General features: G+C 61.8%; 23 protein-coding genes. 3 read left to right on the top strand and 20 right to left on the bottom strand.

All coding sequences use genetic code 11. From position 1 onward, the window contains the following. The first annotated feature begins 3 nt into the window (after positions 1-3). Positions 4-1,035 (top strand): glycosyltransferase family protein, encoded by a 1,032-nt coding sequence (locus ACSQ20_RS24770; protein ID WP_436025152.1) that lies wholly within the window; start codon positions 4-6, stop codon positions 1,033-1,035. 42 nt (positions 1,036-1,077) lie between these two features. On the opposite strand, the gene ACSQ20_RS24765 is transcribed toward ACSQ20_RS24770, so the two are convergent. Further along, positions 1,078-2,517, bottom strand: coding sequence for a hypothetical protein (locus ACSQ20_RS24765; protein WP_436025149.1), 1,440 nt, complete (start codon positions 2,515-2,517; stop codon positions 1,078-1,080). Positions 2,518-2,532: 15 nt separating this feature from the next. Beyond that, the gene (locus ACSQ20_RS24760; RefSeq protein WP_436025147.1) at positions 2,533-3,297 is read right to left on the bottom strand and encodes a hypothetical protein; all 765 of its coding nucleotides are present in this window, start codon (positions 3,295-3,297) and stop codon (positions 2,533-2,535) included. A 376-nt stretch (positions 3,298-3,673) separates the two neighbouring features. On the opposite strand from ACSQ20_RS24760, the gene ACSQ20_RS24755 reads away from it, so the two are divergent. Beyond that, a complete protein-coding gene (locus ACSQ20_RS24755) occupies positions 3,674-4,030 on the top strand; it encodes a YciI family protein (RefSeq protein WP_436025145.1) in 357 nt (118 codons plus the stop codon). A gap of 122 nt (positions 4,031-4,152) precedes the next feature. Here ACSQ20_RS24755 and purF read toward each other — a convergent pair whose 3' ends face one another. The 12 genes from purF to asd form a co-directional block, all read right to left on the bottom strand. Then, complete coding sequence (gene purF, locus ACSQ20_RS24750) at positions 4,153-5,700, bottom strand: amidophosphoribosyltransferase (protein WP_436025143.1); 1,548 nt, start codon at positions 5,698-5,700, stop codon at positions 4,153-4,155. Between the two features lie 159 nt (positions 5,701-5,859). Beyond that, entirely contained in the window at positions 5,860-6,354 is a 495-nt protein-coding gene (locus ACSQ20_RS24745) for a CvpA family protein (RefSeq protein ID WP_436025142.1), read from the bottom strand. A gap of 10 nt (positions 6,355-6,364) precedes the next feature. Beyond that, positions 6,365-7,207 carry an SPOR domain-containing protein gene (locus ACSQ20_RS24740; protein ID WP_436025140.1) on the bottom strand — a complete coding sequence of 281 codons (843 nt, stop codon included), beginning with the start codon at positions 7,205-7,207 and terminating at the stop codon, positions 6,365-6,367. A gap of 46 nt (positions 7,208-7,253) precedes the next feature. Further along, complete coding sequence (gene folC / locus ACSQ20_RS24735) at positions 7,254-8,579, bottom strand: bifunctional tetrahydrofolate synthase/dihydrofolate synthase (protein WP_436025138.1); 1,326 nt, start codon at positions 8,577-8,579, stop codon at positions 7,254-7,256. Then, positions 8,576-9,448 (bottom strand): acetyl-CoA carboxylase, carboxyltransferase subunit beta, encoded by an 873-nt coding sequence (gene accD, locus ACSQ20_RS24730; protein ID WP_436025136.1) that lies wholly within the window; start codon positions 9,446-9,448, stop codon positions 8,576-8,578. Before accD ends, folC begins: the two co-directional genes overlap by 4 nt. Before the next feature lie 60 nt (positions 9,449-9,508). Then, the gene (gene trpA / locus ACSQ20_RS24725) at positions 9,509-10,309 is read right to left on the bottom strand and encodes a tryptophan synthase subunit alpha (protein WP_436025134.1); all 801 of its coding nucleotides are present in this window, start codon (positions 10,307-10,309) and stop codon (positions 9,509-9,511) included. Between the two features lie 38 nt (positions 10,310-10,347). Further along, on the bottom strand, positions 10,348-11,220 hold the full coding sequence (locus ACSQ20_RS24720) for a DNA-methyltransferase (RefSeq protein WP_436025132.1): 873 nt from the start codon (positions 11,218-11,220) through the stop codon (positions 10,348-10,350). A gap of 8 nt (positions 11,221-11,228) precedes the next feature. After that, positions 11,229-12,422: a tryptophan synthase subunit beta gene (gene trpB, locus ACSQ20_RS24715; RefSeq protein ID WP_436025130.1), complete on the bottom strand. Its 1,194-nt coding sequence runs from the start codon at positions 12,420-12,422 to the stop codon at positions 11,229-11,231. Between the two features lie 90 nt (positions 12,423-12,512). Then, positions 12,513-13,211, bottom strand: coding sequence for a phosphoribosylanthranilate isomerase (locus ACSQ20_RS24710; protein ID WP_436025128.1), 699 nt, complete (start codon positions 13,209-13,211; stop codon positions 12,513-12,515). Beyond that, positions 13,208-14,017, bottom strand: a complete 810-nt coding sequence (gene truA / locus ACSQ20_RS24705) for a tRNA pseudouridine(38-40) synthase TruA (RefSeq protein ID WP_436025126.1) — start codon at positions 14,015-14,017, stop codon at positions 13,208-13,210. Before truA ends, ACSQ20_RS24710 begins: the two co-directional genes overlap by 4 nt. Before the next feature lie 16 nt (positions 14,018-14,033). Beyond that, complete coding sequence (locus tag ACSQ20_RS24700; RefSeq protein WP_436025124.1) at positions 14,034-16,508, bottom strand: FimV/HubP family polar landmark protein; 2,475 nt, start codon at positions 16,506-16,508, stop codon at positions 14,034-14,036. 176 nt (positions 16,509-16,684) lie between these two features. Continuing rightward, positions 16,685-17,806, bottom strand: coding sequence for an aspartate-semialdehyde dehydrogenase (asd, locus tag ACSQ20_RS24695; RefSeq protein ID WP_436025122.1), 1,122 nt, complete (start codon positions 17,804-17,806; stop codon positions 16,685-16,687). Between the two features lie 14 nt (positions 17,807-17,820). On the opposite strand from asd, the gene ACSQ20_RS24690 reads away from it, so the two are divergent. Next, positions 17,821-18,075: a hypothetical protein gene (locus ACSQ20_RS24690; protein ID WP_436025120.1), complete on the top strand. Its 255-nt coding sequence runs from the start codon at positions 17,821-17,823 to the stop codon at positions 18,073-18,075. Between the two features lie 74 nt (positions 18,076-18,149). Here ACSQ20_RS24690 and leuB read toward each other — a convergent pair whose 3' ends face one another. The 6 genes from leuB to ACSQ20_RS24660 all read right to left on the bottom strand — a co-directional run bounded on the left by leuB (position 18,150) and on the right by ACSQ20_RS24660 (position 25,136). Beyond that, entirely contained in the window at positions 18,150-19,217 is a 1,068-nt protein-coding gene (gene leuB / locus ACSQ20_RS24685; protein WP_436025118.1) for a 3-isopropylmalate dehydrogenase, read from the bottom strand. A 38-nt stretch (positions 19,218-19,255) separates the two neighbouring features. Next, the gene (gene leuD, locus ACSQ20_RS24680) at positions 19,256-19,906 is read right to left on the bottom strand and encodes a 3-isopropylmalate dehydratase small subunit (protein ID WP_436025116.1); all 651 of its coding nucleotides are present in this window, start codon (positions 19,904-19,906) and stop codon (positions 19,256-19,258) included. 5 nt (positions 19,907-19,911) lie between these two features. Then, on the bottom strand, positions 19,912-20,052 hold the full coding sequence (locus tag ACSQ20_RS24675; RefSeq protein ID WP_436025114.1) for an entericidin A/B family lipoprotein: 141 nt from the start codon (positions 20,050-20,052) through the stop codon (positions 19,912-19,914). 4 nt (positions 20,053-20,056) lie between these two features. Then, complete coding sequence (gene leuC / locus ACSQ20_RS24670; protein WP_436025112.1) at positions 20,057-21,466, bottom strand: 3-isopropylmalate dehydratase large subunit; 1,410 nt, start codon at positions 21,464-21,466, stop codon at positions 20,057-20,059. Positions 21,467-21,601: 135 nt separating this feature from the next. Next, positions 21,602-23,935 carry a prolyl oligopeptidase family serine peptidase gene (locus ACSQ20_RS24665; protein WP_436025110.1) on the bottom strand — a complete coding sequence of 778 codons (2,334 nt, stop codon included), beginning with the start codon at positions 23,933-23,935 and terminating at the stop codon, positions 21,602-21,604. Positions 23,936-24,056: 121 nt separating this feature from the next. Beyond that, a complete protein-coding gene (locus ACSQ20_RS24660) occupies positions 24,057-25,136 on the bottom strand; it encodes a diguanylate cyclase (protein WP_436025108.1) in 1,080 nt (359 codons plus the stop codon). Between the last annotated feature and the right edge of the window lie 59 nt (positions 25,137-25,195).

Genomic DNA, 25,195 nt, shown 5'->3' with positions numbered 1-25,195 from the left:
CCTGTGATTGCCAAGTGCGACGTGGCGAGCGAATCGTCCACCACGTCAACTCACGAACCGCGGTGTGCGAGTACGCTCGCACACCGCGGCAATCTCTATTTCAACTACGACTTCCTGTCCGGATGTAACTATCACCGCATCGTGCTTCCATTGGCCCACATGCCGCGTGATTTCGATACGAAAGTCCCCGTACTTTTTTTCAATCGTCTTGGCGTCGAGCCGGATACCGTCGATCGCTTCCGCGCGCGAGGTGGTCGCATCGTCATCGATCTGGACGACGACATATTTCTGCCCGAATCACATCCGCTTCATGCGATGTTTAAGGCAACACGCTGCGCCGAGCGGTTGATCGAGAATATCCGGCGCGCCGATATCGTGACCGTCAGCAACGACGCACTCGCGAGCAAGGTCGCGCACTATCACGGACGTGTCGTAGTCATACCCAATGCGTTGCCTTTCGATCAGGATCAATTCACACGGACCACACCGTGCGATCGGCGCAAGATCGTCTATGCCGGCGGGTTCACACACGAAGCGGATTTACTGCTCGTGCGCGATGCCGTACCGCGCAGCGAACTGGTGATCGCAGGCGATACGGGCACGCAAGGGAAGGATGTCGCCTCTCAGGCATGGCAACGCATCCGTGCAAACTTTCCGTTCGCGGAATTTCAGCCCATGCTGCGAGTGGACGAATACATGCGGCACTACGATGGCAAATCGATCGCGCTTGCGCCGCTCGTCGATACGCCTTTTAACCGCTGCAAATCGAATCTAAAGACACTCGAAGCAGGTGCGAAAGGGCTCGCGTTCGTCGCTTCGCGCATCTACCCGTATTACAACGAGCGGGACAAGCATGTCGTGCTCTATGCGTCGACGCGGGCCGAATGGCGACGCATCCTGTTGAAACTGACAGCCGACGAAGCATTGCGCACCGATCATGCACAGGCGTTGGCCGCACACGTGCGGCAGCACTATCACATCGAGCTCGCCAATCGAATCAGGCGACAGGTGTTTGAATGGGTCGGCAATGCGTGAACTGTGAGCTGCGAATTGAGCGCTGCTCACGCGGCAACCGTCTCACGAACTCGCCGGGCTCGGCTTGTCGTCGGTGATGATCCAGTCGTGTTTTTTCCACGACGGGAACGGCTCGAACGTCAGCGTGAACGTGACATCGGGTGTCCCCTGCTTGAGCGACAACGTCACGTTGACAGTCTCCGAGCGGGTGTCGATGATGTCGAACGACGCCGTACCGTTGAAATCGTTTAGCGGCACCGGAGCCTTTTGCGCCTGTGCTTTCGAATTACCCCGCAGGAAAGCGGCACCGTCCACCGTCACGTAGACGCATTCGGCCTGAGACAAACTGCGGTCGACCTTCACATATACCGTGCAATAGCTCGGATCAAGGCCGAACATCGGGTCGTCCGCTGCAGCGCCGGATGTATAACCGTAGGTGATCGGCGAGTTCAATTCGCTCTGCGCGTCGCGGAAAACCAACGCTTGGGGCGGCGACGGAACGTGATCGCCGGAAACAGTCAGTGTTGGGTTGTAGTCGCCGTTGGGCCATACGCCCAGGCTTCCCATGCCTTGCTGGTCCAGGTTGAATGAGTAGTCGAGATTGCCCGACTCGACGATGCGCGCCGGTGTACCGCTGATCAGCGATGCATAGACGCTCATGCCGGGAGCACCAAACAAGCGCACGCGGTTCATGCCTTGCAGCACGGTGCCGGGCAACGTGACTGGCGCACCTTGGGAGACGTTCAACTCGAGCTTGACGATGTCCGAAAACGAAATTCGCAGCGATGCCGGCAACGAGTCCCCACCGCCATTGTCCGGGTCACTGGGCGTGACGTGGTAATACGCTGTCCCTTTGCCTCCCGGCCCCAGACATAAGACGGCGTGTTCGGGAATGACACAAGCTGCTTTTTGATCCCCGCTTCCCACCTGCACTTCGAACCTGAACTGGGAAGCCGGCACCGGGTCGCCATCGAAATCGGTACCGTGCCAGTTGAATTCGACGCTGTCGCCCGGGCTGATATGCGGATAAGTCGCCTCGATGCGCACGCCTCGTCGCTTCGTTACACCGGTAAAAGGCGCACGGCCATCCGTGAAGTCCGGAAAGGTCGGTGACGGATATGCCGGCGCCGAAGCGCCAATGATCGTTACCTTGGTGGAACTCGAACTCGCTATCGGGTTCTGGGCGTAATCCTGCACGGTGTAATAAACGTTGTATACCCCATCAGGTATCTCGCCTTTGTGGAACAACACCGGGTAGACCGGCCAATGGGCTTCGTCCAGGTCCGCCACGATATTCGACGTCCAAATATCGTCATTGAAATACATGATGTAGGTGTCGTACGGCCGCGGCCCAATACCACCGTCCGTCGTATCCCACGGCCACGCATACGCCACCACAAACTCGGTGGTGAGCAGACTGATATCGATCACGCCGGGCGTTCCGCCATTGTCGGCCTGCGGCAACTCCGGCTTTTGGAGTACATCGAATTCGTTCTTTTTCACGTCTTATCCCCACGGTTATTGAGAGTCCGTCGGGGGCGCGGTAAAGTCCATCGTCAGATTGGCGAAATCGTTCGGATAGGGTGTCGACACGCTGATGTTGAGGCCGCTTTGCGCAACAGAACTGACAATATAGGCGGTTGCGGTACCGTCTGGTTGCAGCGGAATGTTCTGCGAGGTTTCCTGGTCTCCGAAGCCGTCTATCCAAGCGCCTTGCGAGTTGGTCAATGTCACGGTAACGTACTGATACTTTTGCGGGATTCGGTTTTCCCCGATGCCGAGATCGACGCCCACATACACCGACGCACGCGTTTGGCCGTCGGCGGGTGCACCCGAGTTGCATGCATATCCGAGAATTACGGTATTGGTCGGTACCTTGTTATAAGGCGCGAACTGCACGGATATCGGACCAACGTAGTCATTTGCATTCTTGGCATTGGAAATCGTGACCGTTGTCGCAGCAAGCTCGAGCGTATTCCGTTGCACAAGGTTGTCCTGGTCCATATATAGGTGAAACCAAGTACATCCCAAATCACTATCGGCAAGCGCCTGTCCGATCCAGGACTCAGCATGCGTAGGGTTCTGGGGATTCGAAGCTTCCAGGAATTTGGCGGAACGCGCGGGTGCGTCCGCTGCCACTTTCATTCCCGGCGTGCCGAAAACCGTAATGACGTTATAGGGCGCAAGGTTCGGGTATTTAGTCTTGTCCTGCCACGGTGCGCCATTCGTCGCAATAACGTAAAGGTTTGTGGAAGCATGCCCCGCCTTTTCATTCGTTACCATTTCCGCTCCTGATAAAGGCGGGTCTACTCATCCCCGAACTTTGTATCTTTAGCGCTAAAGATAACCGTTCCCGCTGCGGGCGAACCTGCGTGTTTTGATAGTGTCCGAGTGGCCGGCAATCTGCGCGCCAAATGACAAAAAGCCCACTTGGTACGGATCACGATGCCTCCCATCCGCCAATCCCATTGGCTTGGCGTTCGTGTGCAAGTCCTCGGCGTTCCGCTGGCGGGCAACGCGCCATCCTTTCGATTTTCGGGTGTCGAACAATGTCTCGGTTTGTCGATTTTCGCGGCCGTCATTCGTCGTATGGGGAGGAGCGGGATAGGGTGGCCTTCGTCAGCATCCGGCTCCTTCACCAATTTACGGAGATACAAAAATGCGCTTCCTGTCGATGGTAAGGATCACCGAGAACACAGGCCTGCAGCCAAATGCGCAGTTGATGGCCGACATGGGCAAGCTCATCGAAGAGCTCACTCGCGAGGGAAAGTTGCTCGATACCGCGGGGCTGGCACCCACGTCCGACGGCGTGCGCGTCAGGCTGGCCGGCGGGAAGATTCGTGTGGTCGATGGCCCATTCACTGAAGCAAAGGAAGTCATCGGCGGCTACGCCCTGCTCCAGGCGGAATCGAAGGAGGAGGCCATCGAACTGGCCAAGCGCTTCCTGCGAGTACACGGCAACGAATGGAACATCGAATGCGAAGTGCGGCAGGTCATGGACCCATGCACCGCATAGCGGACCGTATCGGTTGAAGACGAAAGCAGCCCAAGCGACAGCCCCCGAACTCTTTTTGAATCGTTTCTTAATCGAACGACTTAACGAGAACGCGGGCGGTATCGCCTTTTATCGAAGCCGGCTTACTCCACCGATAGCTGTAAATGCAGTTGCGAGCGCGTCACGGTGGAATCGGTGGCGTCCGCTGCGGAATCGCGCTCCGACTGCGACTCCGGTTCGAGCCGTGAGCGCTCGATTACGTCGAGATAGGCGCTCGTGACATCGCCAGTGATGTAATCGCCGTCGAAGCATGACGCCTCGAACCGCGACAGCGCCGGATTGATGTCGCGCACGGCCTGCTTCAATGCGTCGACGTCCTGATAAACCAGGTGATCGGCACCGATGATCTGCGCGACTTCCTCGTCGGAACGCCCGTGAGCAACGAGTTCGCCGCGCGTCGGCATATCGATACCGTACACGTTCGGGAACTTCACTGGCGGCGCGGCCGAAGCGAAGATCACCTTGTTCGCGCCCGCATGGCGCGCCATCTGCACGATTTCATGAGAAGTGGTGCCGCGCACGATCGAATCATCGACGATCAGCACGTTCTTGCCTTTGAACTCGATGGCCATCGCATTGAGCTTCTGGCGCACCGATTTCTTGCGAACGGCCTGGCCCGGCATGATAAACGTGCGGCCCACGTAACGGTTCTTAAAAAACCCCTCGCGGTATTCCACACCGAGCTTCGCTGCAACCTGCATTGCGGCGGGACGCGATGAATCGGGAATCGGCATCACGACGTCGATCTTCACATCGGGCAGCTCGCGTTTGATCTTCTCGGCGAGATAGTCGCCCATGCGCAGCCGCACGTTGTAGACGGGTACGCCGTCGAGTACGGAATCGGGACGCGCCAGATACACGTACTCGAAGATGCAGGGGTTAAGGCTTGCGTTCGGCGCGCACTGCTGGCTGTGCAGATGGCCTTGCTGATCGATGAAGATCGCTTCGCCGGGCGCGACATCGCGCACGAACTCGAAACCGATGCCTTCTACCGCCACCGATTCCGATGCCACCATCCACTCGACGCCCTCTTCCGTTTCGAGCTTGCCGAGGCAAAGGGGGCGAATGCCGAACGGATCGCGAAAGGCGAGTAAGCCATAGCCGGCAATCAGCGAGACGATGGCATACGAACCGCGCACACGGCGATGCACGCCTGCGACAGCCGTGAAGACGGTTGCCGGATCCAGTTGAAGGCCCGACGTGGCGAGCTGCATTTCGTGCGCGAGCACGTTGAGCAGGACTTCGGTGTCGGAATTCGTGTTGACGTGGCGGCGGTCGATGCGAAACATCTCGTCCTTCAACTGCTGCCAATTCGTCAGATTGCCGTTATGCGCGAGGATGATGCCGAATGGTGCGTTCACATAGAACGGCTGTGCTTCTTCAGCGCTCGACGCCGAGCCGGCCGTCGGATATCGGACTTGGCCGATGCCGAACGTGCCGGGAAGGCTGCGCATGTTGCGGGTGCGAAAGACATCGCGCACCATGCCGTTTGCCTTATGCAGGTGAAACGTGCTGCCGTTCGTGGTTGCGATGCCGGCTGCGTCCTGGCCGCGATGCTGCAAGAGCAGCAGACTGTCGTAGATCAGTTGATTGACGGGGGAGTGGGAGACTACGCCTACGATGCCGCACATGGCAGGTCCTTCAAAGATACGAAAAATTTTGTCGACGGGAGTTAGTGCTTTTAGCACTTACTCCCGTCCCATGCAGAGCGGTCGACGGGAGTTAGTGCTTTAGTACTTACTCCCGTCCCACGCAGCGCTGTCGCGTCGCTGCCTTAGCGCTCTATCGCATCAAAACCGCACATATTCCGAGAGCACTTCCGGAAGCAGCGGTTTCAGCTTGCGCACGCCCTGCTCGGCGTAAGGCCGCAACACCGCGTTGCGCCAGAATTCCTGTTTCGGCAGCTCCGTCAGCCCCGCCAGCACGACGAGCACCAACACCAGCGCGACACCGCGCACCATCCCGAACATCATGCCAAGCGACCGATCAACCCCGTCGAGCCCGCTCGCCGCGACAATCCGCGAAATCAACGCGCTCACGATGCCGGCCACCAGCACGACGCCGACCATCACGGCAGCAAACGCGAGCAGCCATTGCGTCAACGCGCCGCCGGGCCAGTTAGCTGGAATATAGGGCACCAGGAGGCCAACATAGCGGCAGGCGACAAAAAAAGCCGCGACCCAGCCGATCAGCCCAAACACCTCGGCCAACAAGCCTCGCCACGCCCCGCGCAGCGCCGATAGGCCAACCACCGTCAACGCTGCGTAATCGAATACCGTCAACATCGTCACGCCGTCATTGCGCCGCGTTCGCGGTCAAGCCCGCATCGCGGACCTTGGCAATCGCAGCCGATGCCGCCGCGCGATCGGCAAATGGACCCGCACGCAATAACGAGCGCGTCGAGCCGTCCGCCTGCTTGCGGTGTTCGACGTAAGCCGGCACACCCGCGGCCTTCAATTTGCCTTCCCAGCGGCGCGCATTCGCATCGTCAGCAAACGCACCGAGTTGTACTGCAAAGCGCGCGCCCGCTGGCGCCGACGGCGAGCTGGCGCTCGTGTCATCCTCGCCCGCCCCCTGCGGAGCCGGCGTTGCGGCCTGCTTCGCGTTCTGGGCACGCGATTCAACGGGGGAGACTGGCGCCTTCGTCGCAGCGGACGTATGTGCCTGTTGTGTTGAATTCGCCGGTTTAGCCTGCTTCGGCTTCGTCGCCTGCTCGGCCGGGGCCGGGGCCGGGGCCGGAGTTGTCGGCGCGACGCCGGTGGCCGCTGCCGTGGCAGCCGCGCCGCTCGCGCTATCGGGCGCAACGGCAGCAGCGGGTTCGGCGCCGTCGCTGTTGGTGTGCGACGGTAAATTCGCTGGACGGCTCGGAATGTCGATGGCGATGTCGTCGGTGACGGGCTTCGGGTGTGAATCGAGCACCATCGGAAGAATCACGATGGCCGCGACGACGAGTGCGATGGCGCCTACGAGCCGGCGCCGTGCGCGCTGCTTTTCGGGCAGCGTGGGATCGAGCAGCATGGCATCGGCGTCGCCTGTGCGCTCCGTGCGGCGGCGGCTCCGCTCGACGCGCGCGGATCTGGCATTGGCGCCGCGCCGGCGCGGTGCGTCGTCTTTATTGCCGAACGAAAAAAGTCCCATGAATCGCTGAAATCCTGGCGGGCGCCCGAATCGGTCGATGTTGCCGTTATTTGCGGTGAGCTCCATGAACCTGCTGAGCCCGATGGTCCATCACACCGCCGACCGTATAGAAACTGCCGAAAACCACGATTCTATCATCGTCCGTTGCTCGACTCCTCGCGTCTTCGTACGCATCTGCCGGTGTCGAGAAGCGCTTCACACTGCTGTCAGGGCCATCGACGACACCAGCACTGCGCAATTCAGCCTCAAGCGCCTGCGCCGACGCGGCTCGCGGTGTGGGCAGGTCCGTCACGCACCAGTGGTCGATTTCGCCCTTCAAGTGCGCGACGAGGCCTGCGATGTCCTTGTCGTGCATCGCGCCGAAAACCGCATAGGTGTAGCGGAAAAAGCCCATGCCGCCCAGATTTTGAGCAAGCGCGGCCGCCGCGTGCGGATTGTGCGCCACATCGAGCACAATTGCGGGGCGGCCCGGCAGCACTTGGAATCGCCCCGGCAGTTCGACGTTCGCGAGCCCGAGCCGCACGTCTTGTGCGGAAACAGGCAAGCGGTCGCGCAAAGCTTCCAACGCCGCCATCGCGGCCGACGTATTGATCAGCTGATTCGCCCCGCGCAACGCGGGATAGGCAAGCGCCGAGCGCCGCATCGTCGGGCCGACGTAGCTCCACTGCTGACGTTCGCTTCCCGCCTGTCCTTCATAGCGGAAATCCCGCCCGAATAGCCACAGCTCGGCGCCGATGGCCGCGGCATGATCGATCAGTGTTTGCGGCGCCGCCGGATCGGCGCAGATCGCGGGCCTGCCCGGGCGGAAGATGCCCGCCTTTTCGAACGCGATTTTCTCGCGCGTATCGCCGAGGTAATCGACGTGATCGAGATCGATGCTCGTGACAATCGCACAATCGGCATCGACGACATTGACCGCGTCGAGCCGTCCGCCAAGCCCGACTTCGAGGATCACGGCATCGAGCCCGCTTGCGGCAAAAAGATGCAGGATTGCGAGCGTCGTAAATTCAAAGTAAGTCAGCGAAACGGGTTCAGGCAGGCTCGTACGCGCCACCTCGACTGCTTCGAAATGCGGCAACAGTTCGACATCGGTGGCGTTGCGTCCGTTGATTCGCGCCCGCTCGTTGAACGCGAGCAGATGCGGCGACGTATGGCAGCCCACTTTGTAGCCAGCGCTCAACAGGATCGATTCGAGAATCGCACAGGTCGAGCCCTTGCCGTTCGTGCCGCCCACCGAGATGACCGGGCAGGCGAGCGTAAGGTTCAGGGCCGCCTTGACCTTGCCGATGCGGGCAAGGCCCATATCAATGCCGACCGGGTGCGCCGACTCGAGGTGCGCGAGCCAGGCGTCGAGCGAAGAAAACGTCGTCACGCCACCGCATCCGCCGGCTGGCGCGTGAGCAGCGCAATCATTCGCGCGAGTTCTTCGCGCAGCTTGCGCCGATCGACAATCATGTCGATCGCACCTTTTTGCAACAGGAATTCGGCGCGTTGGAAGCCTTCCGGCAGCTTTTCACGCACGGTCTGCTCGATCACACGCGGGCCGGCGAAACCGATCAGCGCCTTCGGTTCGGCAATGACGACATCGCCGAGAAACGCAAAGCTCGCCGATACGCCGCCCATCGTCGGATCGGTGAGAATCGAAAAGAACGGCAGCTTCGCCTCGGACAGCTTCGTCAGCATGGCCGTAGTTTTCGCCATCTGCATCAGCGACAACAGACTCTCCTGCATCCGAGCGCCGCCAGAAGCCGTCACGCAAATGAACGGCACTTGTTGCTCGAGCGCGTTGCGCGCGCCGCGCACGAAGCGCTCGCCCACCACCGAGCCCATCGAGCCGCCCATGAACGCGAACTCGAAGCACGCAACCACCACGGGCAATGTGTGAATCGCGCCGCCCATCACGACCATCGCGTCGGTTTCGCCGGTGTCGTCCATCGCATCTTTGATGCGGTCCGGATACTTACGGCTGTCTTTGAACTTGAGCGCATCGACGGGCACGATCTCCTGGCCGATTTCATAGCGACCTTCGGCGTCGAGCAGCGCATCGAGCCGCGCACGTGAGCCAATGCGCATATGATGCGAGCACTTCGGGCAAACGTGCAGGTTGGCCTCGACGTCATTGCGATAAAGCACAGCCTCGCACGACGGGCATTTCACCCACAGCCCTTCGGGAATCCCCTTGCGGCTTTTCGGGTCGGTCTGTTTGATCTTCGGTGGCAGCAGTTTGTCGAGCCAGCTCATCGTTGTTCCTTTAAATGGTCTCTCGGGCGCGGTCTATGTGCGCTCAGCCCGCTCGCTTACTCATTTGCGGTCGAGTGCGCGGCGCACTTCGCTGATGAACGCGGTCAGCGCGGTCACGGCAGCCTCGGGCGGCGTCTCTTCGAGCAATTGGACGATCCGGCTGCCGATCACAACCGCATCTGCCACTTCGGCCACTTCGCGGGCCGTGCTGGCATCGCGAATACCGAAACCGACCCCGACGGGTAGCGGCACATGCGCCTTGATGGCCGGGATTTTACTCGCGATGCTGGAAACGTCCAGATTTGCGGCGCCCGTCACCCCCTTGAGCGAGACGTAATAAACGTAGCCGCTCGCCACCTTGCCCACTTCGGCCATCCGTTCGGCGGTAGACGTGGGTGCCAGCAGGAAGATCGGATCGATGCCAGCCGAGCGCATGCGCGTGGCGAAATCGACCGATTCCTCGGGCGGATAGTCGACGACGAGCACCCCATCAACCCCCGCCTCCAACGCGGCCGCGACGAACGCCTCTACGCCCATGCGCTCGATTGGATTCGCGTAGCCCATCAGCACGACGGGCGTATCGGCGTTTTGTTCGCGAAAGCGTTTGACGTCGGCCAGCACCTGTCGCAGCGATACGCCGCGCGCCAGCGCACGCTCGGACGCACGCTGGATCACCGGGCCGTCGGCCATCGGGTCGGAAAACGGCACGCCGAGCTCGATGACATCGGCGCCGCCCGCCACGAGCGCATGCATCAATTCGACCGTCTTGGCCGGATCGGGGTCGCCCGCGGTCATGAACGGGATCAACCCCTTGCGGCGCTGGGCGGCAAGCGTTGCGAACGTTTTTTCGATACGGGACATGTTGATTTTCTCTGAAAAGGGTTACGCGGGCCGTGGCACTAGCCTGACAAGGCGCTCACGCGTTCGCGCGCAATCGCGCAGTAACTTTCGTTGATCTCGTAGCCGACGAACGCCCGCCCATGACGTGCACAGGCCACGGCCGTCGTGCCGCTGCCCATGAACGGGTCCAGCACGCGCCCGCCGGGCGGACAGCTCGACAACACCATGCGCTCGACGATCGACAGCGGCTTTTGCGTGGGATGATCGACTCGCTCGGCATGCTGCCGATGCAGCCGCGACACCGACCAGACATCCTTCGGGTTGTAGCCGAGCTCGAGCCACTTGCTGCCTTCGAAGAGCTTGCGCGAGCGGGCCTTCTTCGTCGCGGCGTCGTATGGAATGCGCACCGGGTCGAGATCGAAGTAGTAATCCTTCGAGACGGCGAAAAAACCGATGTTGTCGTGCACCGACGTGTAACGGCGCGTCGTGCCACCCATGCTCGGCACGCGCCTGTCCCAAATGATCTCGTTCACCATCGTGAGCCGCGTTTTGAGGAACGAGAAAATTTCAGGCGCGTACTGCCAGGTGCAAAACACGTAAATCGAGCCGCTCGCCTTGAGCTTCGGAATGGCCAGCTCGAGCCAGCCGCGCGTCCAGGCGAGCAGGGCCTCGCCTGTCAGCATGTCGGAGTCGTTGCCGTAGTCCTTGCCGAGCCCATAGGGCGGGTCCGCGACGATCAGATCGAGCGACGCATCGGCGAGGCTCGACACATCCGCCAGAAAATCACGGTTGCGAATGTCGATGCTGATCGGCACCGCCCCAGTCCGCACGGCAGACGCGACGGGCAGCGATGTGCCGCCCGCGTCGGGCGGCAGCGCTACGGCGTCGTCGGAGTCGTCTGACTCGTTGAACTCGTCGATGACCTCGCGCATGGCGGAGCTCAGAAGCGGATGCCGGAACGTTCGGCGACGGTATGCATATCCTTGTCGCCCCGGCCCGACAGGTTGACGAGCAGATGCTGGTCTCGTGCGAGCGTCGGCGCGAGCTTGGCTGCATAGGCAAGCGCATGGCTCGATTCGAGCGCTGGAATGATGCCCTCGATGCGGCAGCAATCATGAAACGCCTTGAGGGCCTCTTCGTCGGTGATGCCGACATACTGCGCCCGCCCGCTATCCTTGAGCCAGGCATGCTCGGGACCGACGCCCGGATAGTCGAGCCCGGCCGAGACGGAATGTGTCTCCGTGATCTGCCCATTGGCATCCTGCAACAGGTAGGTACGATTGCCGTGCAAGACACCGGGACTGCCGGCGATCAGCGACGCTGCATGACGGCCAGTTTCAAGACCATCGCCAGCCGCTTCCACGCCGACGAGTTTGACTGAGGCGTCATCGATGTACGGATAGAAGATGCCCATTGCGTTCGAGCCGCCACCCACGCAGGCAATGACGACATCGGGCTGGCGCCCTGTCATTTCGGGCATCTGCACGCGACATTCGTCGCCGATCACTCGCTGAAAGTCGCGCACCATCATCGGGTACGGATGCGGGCCCGCAACGGTGCCGATGATATAAAACGTGCTTTCGACGTTGGTCACCCAGTCGCGCATCGCCTCGTTCAGCGCATCCTTGAGCGTGCGCGAACCCGATTCGACGGGCACCACCGTCGCGCCGAGCAGTTTCATCCGATAGACGTTGGCTGCCTGCCGGTGCACGTCCTCAGCGCCCATGTAGACGACGCATTCCATGCCGAAGCGTGCCGCGATGGTTGCCGTCGCCACGCCGTGCTGGCCGGCGCCGGTCTCTGCAATGACGCGCGGCTTGCCCATACGCTTGGCCAGCAGCGCTTGGCCAATCACGTTGTTCACCTTATGGGCGCCGGTGTGGTTCAGATCTTCGCGCTTTAGATAAATCTGCGCGCCGCCGAGCAATTCGCTCAAGCGTTGGGCGTGGTAAATCGGCGAGGGGCGGCCAACGAAATGCTTGAGCTCGCGTTCATATTCGGCCACGAACGCCGGGTCTTGGCGATAGTGCTCGTACGCGGCGCGCAGCTCGTCGAGCGCGTGAACCAGCGTTTCGGCCACGAACGTGCCGCCATAGGGGCCGAAATGGCCGCTTTGATCGGGAAGGTTGTACATAGTCGTCACTCTCAGCAGAGCGGCGCGCCGCACGCGTCACTTGTCAGGCGTCACGCGTAACAAAGGCTGCGCCGCGTCGATTCATCAGGCTTATTCGGCATCGGCCACGCGTACCGCGTGTACGAATGCCGCCATCCGGGCGGGGTCTTTCTCGCCCTTGGCGCCCGGTACTTCGATGCCAGTCGAGACATCGACCGCGTACGGGCGCACGCGACGAATCGCATCACCTACGTTTTGCGCGTTCAACCCACCACTCAAAACGGCCCGACGCGCGAGCTCTGCTGGAATAAGGGACCAATCGAAAGTCTTCCCGCCGCCACCATAGCCTTCGACGTGTGTGTCGAAAAGCAAACCGCTGGCTGCTGAATAGTGAAGCGCTGATTCTACCAAATCGGCCGGCCGTGTATCTGCTGCAATGCGCAATGCGCGCAACCAGGGCAAGCCGGCCAGATTGCCGAGCCGCTCGCACTGCTCGGGCGTTTCGTCGCCATGAAACTGCAGCAAGGCAAGCGGCACGTTGCTTGTCACTTCGCTCAACCAATCATCGGTGGCGTTGACGAACAAGCCGACCACCGATACGAAAGGCGGCAAGCCGTTCACGAGATCGATCGCCTCGCCCACGCTCACGGCCCGCGGGCTCGGCGGATAAAACACGAGGCCGATCGCGTCCGCGCCCAGATCGACCGCAAGCGCAATGTCGGACTGCCGCGACAAGCCGCACAGCTTGATGCGGGTGCGATGCGGCACACTGCCTGGCCCTGTGCCGGAAGGGGCTGCGGTTATGTTCATGTCTGGGCTCCCTTGCTCCAAATGCCGCTCCAAGGCGCACTGCCGAGGGGCGCGGGCGGCACCGCGAACGCCTCAGGGTAACCGACTTGGGCCAGATAGAGGCCCTCGGGCATAAAAGTGGGGGCAGCTCGATCGCGATTACGGCTCGCCAATACCTCGGCCAGCCACTCGGCAGGATAGCGGCCGCGGCCAACCGCGATGAGGCAACCCATCAGGTTGCGCACCATATGGTGCAAGAACGCGTTGGCGCGAAAGCGAAAATGAATCAGGTCGCCGCACGAGCGGATGTCGATCTGATGCAGATGCTTGATCGGCGTTTTGGCCTGACACTCCGACGACCGGAACGCCGAAAAATCGTGCTCGCCGATCAAGCAGCGCGCCGCTTCGCGCATGGCATCGAGATCCAGCGGCGTGTAGATCCAACCAGCACGCCCGGCCAGTAGCGGCGAGCGCACCGGATGCACATGCAAGACGTAGTAATAAGTGCGCTCGGACGCCGAAAACCGCGCATGAAACGTCTCGGGCATCGCTTTGGCCCACTGCACGGCGACAGTCGTCGGCAAAAACGCGTTGGTGCCCCGCACCCATGAAAATTCGGCACGTTCGAGATCCGCGTCGAAATGCACGACCTGCCCCAGACCGTGCACGCCCGTATCGGTGCGGCCCGCCACGACGGTGTGAATCGGCACGCGCGCGAATTCTTCGAGCGCACGCTCGAGCGCGTCTTGCACGGTTTTGCCTTGCGGTTGCGATTGCCAGCCGCAAAATGCCGTGCCGTCGTATTGAATGCCGAGCGCTATTCGCATGGGTCGACCTGGCAGGTCACGAAAGCGGCGCCAGCGTTGCAAGCAGCGCGTGCGCTTGCTCGCGAGTGCCCGAATCGTTCGATTCGATCACTTCGTGAATCAGCGTACGTGCCCCGCCGACATCGCCCAGCGCAACATATTCGACCGCCAATTCGAGCTTGTTGCGCGCGATCGTCGCCATTTCTTCCGCCGTAAACATCGCGGGCGGCGTCAAGGCAGTGGGCGCGGGAGCCGGCGTATGGCCATTGCTCGACAAATTCAGATCGAAGGCCAGATTGAGCGGGCCGAAACGGGCCGCGCCCAAGCCTGCCACCGCGGGCGCGGCCGAAGGAGCGGCTGTCGGCTTCACCTCGCTCGGATGCGGCGCGCTTTCGTCGCTCGGCAGCCCATCCGCTTCGCGTTGCGCTACCGGTGAGTGCGGCAATGTTTCCCGTTGCGCGGTGCCATACAGCGGGGTGGATGTTGTCTGGTCGGTTTCGTCCGTTTGGTGCGTTTGGTGCGGTAGCTCAGTGGGCTCGGCCTGCGGCTCGGGCTCGATCGCCGAGCCGGTCACGGCAGGCGATTCGACACGCGGCGGCAGTCCCATATCGAGCTCGCTCAACGCCGCAATGGCCTCAGCCGGGAACCGTGGCTGGGAAGGCGGGTGCTCGGTATCAGGCGTCCTCAGCGGCTCAGACTCGGCCTTTGCCTCGGCCGCTTCGGAAAGCGTTGCCGGTTCCTCGGTAACTGCGCGCTCGTCCGTCGGTGTGACATCTTCCGCGGGCACGTTCGCCGCCAATTCGGGCTCCGATGGCTGCTCGGACGCCGGCGGTTCGGCTTCGTGCGCAAACGTATCGGTATCGACTGCGGCCGATGCCTCACCAGACGGCAGACGGAGCGCTTCGTCACGCGCGGCATCACCGGCGTGCGGCTCGTGATCGGCGAGCGCCTGCTGAGCGCCGGCCGAATGCGACGGCACCTGCTCAAGCACAGGCGTGCCCGGTAGTGCGGATACGTCCTCACCCGGCGCTTCGTCAGTGGCGTATAGCGGATTATCGGGATCGAGCTGCCGCCCGAGCGCTGCCACATGTAGCCAGTTCGGGCCGCTTCCTCCCGACAACCGCCAGATTCGCTGCGCGATTTCATCGAAACCGCGCGCGTTGTTCCGCTCGGCATACCGTGCGGCCAAGCCCATCAACGCGCGCTTGCTCGCGGGGTTACGCGCCAATATCGAAACAAACTCGGCCGCCACCGGGTCTTCTTCCACGTCCAGCGGCACGGCCGACGCTTCGCGGGTTTCGGCCGACGGTGCCGCCGCGCTGCCGGTGCCCTCAGAGCCTGCGGACCGCTCGGTCGCCGCCGCGCGCGCGGCACGCCGTTTGCGGCGAGTCAACGCGATACCGCCAATCAAAACGAGGAGCGCCACGACGACCGCCGACGCAATAGCCGCGATCACTGGAACGGAGCCGCGCGGCACGCTGACGCCATAGCCGCCGATACCGATAAAGCGCTCACCGGCGCCGGGCACGGTGCCATGTGCGAACGGCGGCTTGCCGCCCTCCCGCTCGTTGTGGGGCTGCGCAGCAGGTGCCGCAGCAGCAGCGCTAGCGCCGCTCGCGCTCGGGGCGTGATCGGCGGCCGTCCCATGCCCGGCGCGCGAACCGAAGCCGTGCCGCTGCAGATCCATCAGCACCCGGTTTTTGAGCGCCAACAATTGTTGCAAGCTAGAGAACGTATGCGCTCGGTCGGCCAACGCGGGCGCAGCTGCGCTCGTCGCGCCCGAAGCGGCGGCGGCTGCAGGCGCCGAGGGCGCGGCGGTACCCGCTTGGTCAACCGTGGATGCGGCGGCACCCGACGCCGCGGGCGAACTCGCTGCAGGTTGAATGGCGCCCGTCCATGCGTGACCCACCGTGGCACTCGACGGAGTCGGTGCCGGCGCGTTGGCTTGCGGACGCGACGCCGCTTGCGACAACGCCGCCGCGCTTGCCGCAGCCACAGCCACAGCCGGAGCCGGAGCCGGAGCCGGAGCCGGCACACTAGCAGGCGCCGAAGTAGAAGCCGCCGCGGCAGCCCCTGTCGCCGCCGGCGTCGAAACAGCCGAAGCCGAAGCGGCCGAGGCAGACGCAGAGACCGACGCCGCTGCAGGTGCTTGCGCCACGGCGCCCGATGCATTCAGTGCGGGGACGTTCAGCACCGCACCGAGCTTCATAAGGCTCGGGTCCCCTCGCATGAATGCCGACGGGTTCGCATCGAATATCACTTTCGCGGCGCGCGCAAGCACCGCCTTGTCATGCGATTGCGTGAGCGCGATGGCGACATCATTGAGCGACTGCCCGGGCTTCACCGTATAACGGGAGGCGGCCGCCGCCGTGGCTCCGGACGCCGCATCGGCTGCAAGCGCCCCGCTTGCGGGGTCGGCGGCGCTTGCGACCGGCGAGCCGAGCGCGCCCATGGCGAGCGCGGTGACCATCAGCGCGATGGCGCGAACGCGAGACGTCAAACGAGCTGTCATGAAGTCATCCCGCGCGTCGACGCGCGGCCTTGAATATCGTATGGAAAAATTCGGAACGGCAACAAAAAAAAAGCGCCGCGACTGACGCGGCGCCTTTGCGACTCCACGCGCCGTAAGCGCGTAGTTTACGTGAGGAAGCCGGGCAAGGCCACTATGCAGCGGAACCCGGCGCTTGCTTACTTGTCGAGCAAGATCCGAAGCATGCGGCGCAGCGGCTCGGCCGCGCCCCAAAGCAGTTGATCACCAACGGTGAAGGCGGACAGATATTCGCCGCCCATCGCGAGCTTGCGCAGACGGCCAACCGGCACGCTTAGCGTTCCGGTGACGACGGCCGGCGACAGGTCGCGCATCGATGCATCGCGCTCGTTCGGCACCACTTTCACCCAATCGTTGGCGGACGCGAGAATGCCGTTGACCTCGTCGAGCGGCACGTCCTTCCTGAGTTTGATCGTGAGCGCCTGCGAGTGGCAACGCATCGCACCGATACGCACACATAAGCCGTCAACGGGAATCGCGCCGGGCTGGCCCATCGCAGGCTTGCCGAGAATCTTGTTCGTTTCCGCGCCGCCTTTCCATTCTTCACGCGACATGCCGTTACCCAGATCCTTGTCGATCCAGGGAATCAACGAGCCGGCCAGCGGCACACCGAAGTGGTCGGTGGGCATGGCCTCACTGTTCATCGCGGCCAGCACGCGGCGATCGACCTCGAGAATGGCCGACGACGGATCAGCCAGTGCATCACTCACTGCGCCGTGCAGCGCGCCCATCTGCGCCAGCAGTTCGCGCATGTTTTGCGCGCCGGCACCGGAAGCAGCCTGATACGTCATGGCCGTCATCCATTCGATCAGGTTTTCGCGAAAGAGCCCGCCGAGCGCCATCAGCATCAAGCTGACCGTGCAATTCCCACCGATGAAGTTCTTCGTGCCCTTGACGAGGGCATCCTTGATGACATCGAGGTTGACGGGGTCAAGAATGATGACCGCATCGTCGTTCATCCGCAGCGACGACGCCGCATCGATCCAGTATCCATTCCAGCCCGCGGCGCGCAGCTTCGGAAATACGTCGTTCGTGTAGTCGCCACCCTGGCAGGTGATGATGACGTCGCATTTTTTCAGATCGTCGATGCGAGTTGCATCCTTGAGCTTGGTCTCGTTTTTGGCAAACGACGGCGCGTTACCGCCCGCGTTGCTCGTGCTGAAGAAGATCGGCTCGATCAGATCGAAATCGCCTTCTTGCTGCATGCGTTGCATCAGGACGCTGCCGACCATGCCGCGCCAACCTACGAGACCTACGTTCATGACTCACCCTTCGAATGGACGCTTCCCCGCACCTTTTGCCCGGCGTGACCGCGCGGGGAAGACGAGCGGGCACGGCGGACGATCAGCTTTTCGACGTGATCGTTTTGGGGGTAATCGATTTGATCGACAATTCGATCGACGACTCGACCGAAATAATGCCGGCAACGCCAGTCATGCTGACAGCGCCGATAGCGCGCATAGCACCGGCAATGGCGAACCCTTCCGACCGGGCAGTGGCACCGGGCAGTACTGCAATCGAGGAGATTTGAGGGATACGCGCCATCGCGTCAGTCTACACGAAATCGGGCCGCTGCCGGCCCGCGCGACATTTATTTCGGACGCCTTACAATGCTGCGCGCACCGCATCGCCCATCTCGGCCGTGCCTACCTGGCGGCAACCCGGCGTCGCGATATCGCCAGTGCGCAAGCCCGCCTCCAGCACCTTTTGCACGGCCTTTTCGATCCGCGCGGCCTGTTCGGCCTTATTTAGCGAGTAGCGCAACATCATCGCGGCCGAGAGGATCGTAGCCAGCGGATTCGCCACGCCTTTGCCCGCAATGTCAGGCGCCGAGCCATGCGACGGCTCGTACAGACCTTTGTTGTTTTTATCGAGCGAAGCGGACGGCAACATGCCGATCGAGCCCGTCAACATGGCCGCTTCGTCGGACAAGATATCGCCGAACATGTTGCCCGTGACGATCACGTCGAACGATTTCGGTGCTTTGACGAGCTGCATTGCCGCGTTGTCGACATACATGTGCGAGAGCTCGACATCCGCGTATTGCTTCGCGACATCGATCATCACCTCTTTCCACAGCTGCGATGTTTCGAGCACGTTGGCCTTGTCGACCGAAGTGAGCCGCTTGTCGCGCTTTTGCGCCGCCTGGAACGCGACGTGCGCAATGCGACGCACTTCCGGCTCCGAATAGCGCATCGTATCGAAGCCCTCGCGAGCGCCTTCGAACGCGCCATCCGGTGCTTGGCGAATACCGCGCGGCGCGCCGAAATAGATATCGCCGTTCAACTCCCGCACGATCAGGATATCGAGACCGGAGACGATTTCCGGCTTGAGCGATGAAGCCCCGGTCAATTGCGGGTAGCAAATCGCGGGACGGAAATTCGCAAACAGTTCGAGATGCTTGCGCAGGCCGAGGATGGCTTGCTCGGGGCGCAGCGCGCGTTCGAGCGAATCGTATTTCCAATCGCCCACCGCGCCGAACAAGATAGCGTCGGCCGCCTTGGCGAGTGCGAGCGTCGACTCGGGCAGCGGGTGGCCCTTCGCCTCGTAGCCTGCGCCCCCGACGGGCGCCTCTTCAAATTCGAACGGTTCGTCGAGCGCGCTCAACACCTTGAGCGCTTCCTTCACGATTTCCGGGCCGATGCCGTCACCGGGCAGCACTGCAATCTTCATGCGATTTTCCCTTCCTTCTTGATCTTGAATGAGTGCGCTCAGCCGACGATGCGGTGACCGAGCCACGGCTGCTTCGTCAGCCGCTCTGCCTCGAACGCACGGATTTTCTCGGCATGACGCAGCGTGAGCCCGATCTCGTCGAGGCCATTTAGTAAGCAGTACTTACGAAAACCGTCGACCTCGAACGGATAGTCGCGACCGTCAGGCGTGCGTACCACTTGCGCCTCGAGATCGATGGTCAGTTGATAGCCGTTGAACGCGTACGTCTCGTTGAACAGATGATCGACTTGCTGCTCGGTGAGGGCGATCGGCAGCACGCCGTTCTTGAAGCAGTTGTTGTTGAAAATGTCGGCAAAACTAGGCGCAATCAGCGCGCGGAAGCCGTACTGCTGCAGCGCCCACGGTGCATGTTCGCGCGAGCTCCCGCAGCCGAAGTTCTTACGCGCCAGCAGAATCGAGCCGCCTTGGTAGCGCGGCTGATTAAGCATGAACTCGGGGTTCAGCGGCCGACGGGAGTTGTCTTGCCCGGGTTCGCCGTGATCGAGGTAACGCCACTCGTCGAACAGATTCGGGCCGAAGCCCGAGCGCTTGATCGACTTCAAGAACTGCTTCGGCATGATTGCATCGGTATCGACGTTTTCGCGATCGAGCGGCACGACGATGCCTGTATGTACAACAAATTTATCCATGTCCGTTACTCCGCGGCCTTCTTGATTGCGTGCCCCGCGTCGTCCACGTCCTGGCCAAATCCAGCCATCGTGTTGCACCCCGCGAGGCCTGCAAACGCAAGCGCGATCGCTATCAACCCCAAACGCCGCCAAAAGATCTTAGTCATCGCCTCACCCCAACTTGCGAATATCAACGAAATGTCCTTCGATGGCGGCCGCTGCCGCCATCGCCGGGCTCACGAGATGCGTCCGGCCACCCGCACCTTGACGCCCTTCGAAATTGCGGTTCGAGGTGGACGCGCAACGCTCGCCCGGCTCCAGCCGGTCTGCGTTCATCGCGAGACACATCGAGCAGCCAGGCTCGCGCCATTCGAAACCGGCGGCGACGAACACCTTGTCGAGCCCTTCGCGCTCGGCCTGCGCCTTGACGAGCCCCGAGCCGGGCACGACCATCGCCAGCCGGACATTCGGCGCGACACGGCGGCCAAGCTTCTTCACGACATAAGCCGCCGCACGCAGATCTTCGATCCGCGCATTCGTGCAAGAGCCAATGAACACCTTGTCGAGCTTGATTGATTCGATCGGCAGATTCGGATCGAGCGCCATGTATTGCAGCGCACGCTCCATGGCAGCGCGCTTGACCGGATCTTTTTCGCGCTCCGGGTCCGGCACGCGCGCGTCGATTGCGACGACCATTTCCGGCGACGTACCCCACGTTACTTGCGGCACGATCTCGGCAGCGTTCAGTTCGACGACGCGATCGAACATAGCGTTCGGATCGGAGCTGAACGTACGCCAGTACTCGACGGCCACATCCCACTGCCCGCCTTGCGGCGAAAACGGCCTGCCTTTCAAATACTCGATCGTTGTATCGTCAACGCCGACCATGCCCGCCCGCGCACCGGCTTCGATCGCCATATTGCAAACCGTCATGCGGCCTTCCATCGACAGCGCGCGAATGGTCGACCCGCCGAATTCGATGGCGTAGCCCGTGCCGCCCGCCGTGCCGATCTTGCCGATGATGGCAAGCACGATGTCTTTGGCCGTGCACCCGCGCGGCAATGGCCCGTCCACCTTCACGAGCATGTTCTTGCTTTTCTTTTGCAAGAGCGTTTGCGTGGCCAGCACATGCTCGACCTCCGATGTGCCGATGCCATGCGCCAGTGCGCCAAACGCGCCGTGCGTCGACGTGTGCGAGTCTCCGCAAACGATCGTCATGCCCGGCAACGTCGCGCCCTGCTCGGGCCCGATGATATGAACGATGCCCTGGCGCAGATCATTCATCTTGAACTGCGTGATGCCGTAAGCGTCGCAGTTCGCGTCGAGCGTATCGACTTGCAGCTTCGAGACCGGATCGGCAATGCCGTGGCTGCGGTCCGTAGTCGGCACGTTGTGATCGGACACGGCAAGGTTGGCGCTGATACGCCACACCGGACGTTCGGCGAGTTTTAAGCCTTCGAATGCCTGCGGGCTCGTCACTTCATGCAGCAAGTGACGATCGATATAAAGCAGCGTGGTGCCGTCTTCTTCCGTATGGACGATGTGCGAATCCCACAGCTTGTCGTAAAGAGTCTTTGGCATGGTATGCGGGGGAAAATGAACCACGGGGGAACCTGGTTCGACCGATTATGCCATGCGCGAGCGCGCCCCGGCACGCCAAGATGATGAAAAAAACGATAAAAAACAGTGAGTTGGGTGGTAGTGCCGCTACCTGGATTACTTGCGTTGCCGCAACGCCCCGAGTGTGAAAGCGGCTGTATCCATCTGATATGTCAACTGTTGACTGACGAGCGGCTCGAAGTGCCCTGCGTCCGGGTCCACGCGCAGCAAGACATCGCGCTGGCGCCCGTTCGCTTCGCTCGCGTGCCGCAGCGCTGCGGTCAACTTGCAGCTGCTGCGCGGGTCGACGCGGTTGTCGTTGAGCCCTATCGTCAGCATGATTTCATCAGGAAAATTTTCCTTCGGCAGCAGATGATTGGGGTTGGTGCGCTGCTTTGCCTTCAATTCGCGCTGCGTGCGCGCTGCCCCGAACTCCGAGGTATTCCCCGGGCCGTTGGCGGTGAACTCATGCCCTACCGTATCGACCATCCCATGCTCCAGCAACAGCCGGCCATACAACTCCGGGTGCAACGCGGCTGCCAGGCCGACGGTCGCTCCGCCCCGGCTTCGTCCGCATCCCGTCAGGAGCGGTGCACTCGTATATTGCTCGCGAATCAGCATCTGCGCCGCGGCGTTGACTTCGTCGGCAGCGCCCCGATGCACATCGGCGTACGCCAGCACGACATCGTGCGCGAGCGCGAGGCTCGCCAGATCGATGTAATACCCCAACCCGGCTGGGGTAATGCGCGCGCCATATCCGCCGTATGCGGTCAGCTTGGCGATGTGCGGACGACTCATGTCGAGCCCCTTGCGATGCACGAGCACGACGGGCACGGGGCGTGAGCCATCGGGGTTCTCGGCGTATCGAAGCGTGACAGCCAGCTGCGGTGAGAAGTCCTCTGGTTCGGGATGCGACTGGATTAGCGTTGCTATACCGTTGTCGTCCACTCGATAAAATTGGCTATAGCCAGCCTTCCAGGAGATTGCTTCCACCAGTAATCCGACGCGATTCCGGTCCGCATCCGGAGCCGGCAATCGATAAGCGGCGGGGAGCTCGGACACGGCCTCGATCGTTCCTTCGACCGAAAAGAGCGCGCAAGGCGGACCGCCGTCGAGCGGCACGCGCACCAATTCCTCCGTCTTTGCATCGGTCATCTGCGTCACGTACAGCGCATCGCCCTGCAGATGCATGTCAGTGACGTCGGTGTCCGTCCCCGCGACAATCGTTTTGGCATGCTTCCAGTCAATATCGCTCTTGCGCGGCAGCCTCACGATCCAATGCTCGCGCTCGCGCCGCCCGGCCACCATCGCAATCAGATCGTCGCCGTATTCGGCGAAATCGACCACGCCGCGCGACGCATCGATAAGCTTGCGCCACGACGGCTGGCCGCTCGAAAACGTCGCGCGCGACGCGATGAAGACATCGAGTTCTCGCCTGACACCGTCTCGCACGGTACCGTAGACATTGTCCCCCGCGACGCGCACATCCAGATTGCAGTGCGTCGGGAACGGCTTGTCCGCCCGCACGCCGTCACCGAATACGAGCACGTCCTCTGCCATGGACGTGCCGATTGCGTGCCGGTAAAGCCGCATGTTGCTGTACACGTCTTCCGGCCGTTTGGTGGCACCGCGCGAAAGCTGCATGCGTGAATAAACGATAGTCGAACCGTCGAGCCATACGATCGCACCGAAAGATGAAGGCCCCAAGACATCGGGCAGCACGGCCCCGGTCTTCGTATCGACGACAATCAGTTGATGATTTTCATCCCCTTTCGACAGCGGAATGACGACATGTCGCCCGTCGGGCGACACGCTTGACGCAATGGCAAAGGGCGCATAAACGTTCAGCCCCTGATCTGCAACGGGACTTTGCGTGGCGGGGTCGAAAATCAACGTCTCGTCGCCATCGAGCCCCTTGCGCGTGAACAGCTTTGGCGCGTCTGCGCCTTCCGGCACGCGCCAGTAGAACTGTTGCGTCTCGCGCCAAGTGACCTCCCGCGGCGCGGCGTTCATCTGCTTGACTGCCTCGCAAACGCTCGGGTACAGCGAATCACGCAACGGGCCGGCCAGCTTCGCGCGCGCGTACGCCGCTTCTGCGGCGACCAACCGGCCGAGTTCGGTATCGTCGACAATAGGCGCCTTGTCCATCCACCCGTATGGGTCGCGTGTGACAACGTTTGGACGCAGCCTCACCAGCGAGTCGTCGCGACGAGCCGGCGAAGGGCGGGCGGCGAATCGGGCGCGGGCTGCAGCGGGCGCTATGCCGTTCCCATCGCGCAGCGCTGCGTTCGGGGTGCGAACGCGCAGCTGGCCGCCGAACGGGAATATGCCTATCGCCCCGTCCGCGTTTTGCAGATCGGGACGCCACGGCGTGCCTGGTTGCGGGCCGGCGCACCCATGATCGCCCCCAGACTCGCCTGGCCTGTCGGTTGAAGCTGGCTCGATTCGCACACCGCCTCCCGCGTTTCATCGCAGTGATTGGAGAAGTGGCGGACGATATCGCAATTACACAGAACGGCCGAGAGCCAGTGCGAACGCCCCGTTGCCTCTGCGAATAGCCGTTATTAGATCATCAGGTCGCAGCGCAGCAGCGATTCCGGCCGGCCTGTTTGGCCGCATAGAGGGCCTTGTCGGCCTCTTTGAGCAAAGCGGAATTGGTGCCCCCGGTTGTGGCGACGCCGATGCTCACGGTTATTTCGCGATGCGGAAAAACCATGTTCGCGACTTCTGTACGGATTCGCTCCGCTAACAGCAAGGCGTCATTTTTGCCCGTGCCAGGCGCGATCACGGCAAACTCCTCGCCGCCATAACGCGCCGCCCGATCGCTCTGCCGTACCGCTTTACGTAGCGCTTCGGCAATGAGTTGCAACGCGTAGTCGCCTGCTATATGGCCGAATGAGTCGTTGTAACGCTTGAAGTGATCAACGTCGATCATCAGGAGCGACAATTCCGTCTGTTCGCACGCCGTCCTGTCCTGCTCCAACTGCAGGTGCTCGTCAAAGGCGGCGCGATTGCCGAGCCGCGTCAGACGATCAGTGCGGCTTTCCACCTGCAAGATCGAGTTCGCTTGCATCAGTTGGCGCTGGTAGTCCTCCAACTGCGCCGCATATCGTTCCCGTTCGCTCGCCACCCGCATCAGTTCGTCAGCTGACTTTCGCAGTTGCAATTGCGTCACCACCTGTCGCGACAAGACTGTCAGCATGCGCAGTTGCTCTTCGCTCAGCTCGCGCGGAATTTGGTCGATGGTACAAAGGGTGCCCAACGCATGACCGTCCGGCGTCACCAATGGAGCGGCAGCATAGAAACGGATGCGAGGCATCCCCAACACCGCGCGGTTATCGAAAAAGCGCTCGTCGTCAAGTGCATCCCGTACCACGAACGGCATGCCTGACTGAACGGCAGGCGACACGATGGCATGCGAACAAAAAGTATATTCGCGAGGCATCTCGGATGCGTCGAGCCCCACTTTCGATTTGAACCATAGCCGGTCGCCATCGACCAAGGAAATCAGCGCTATTGGCGTACCCATCAGCCGTGCCGCGATTTCGGTAAGGTCGTCATAAGCTTGCTCCTGCAAGCTATCCAGGATGTTGTAGCTCCGGAGCGCGGTCAGCCGAGCCGCTTCATTCCCGGGAAGAGGTGCCAATTTCATTGCATATCCAATAAGTCTTTCCGCGTTCCGGTTTGTTGGTAACGCGAACCGATCAGCCT

Origin of the sequence: Trinickia sp. LjRoot230 (assembly GCF_964253315.1) — a bacterium.
GTDB lineage: Bacteria > Pseudomonadota > Gammaproteobacteria > Burkholderiales > Burkholderiaceae > Trinickia.
Note: the sequence above shows the minus strand (reverse complement) of the source record. Positions and strands in the feature narration are given on the sequence as shown.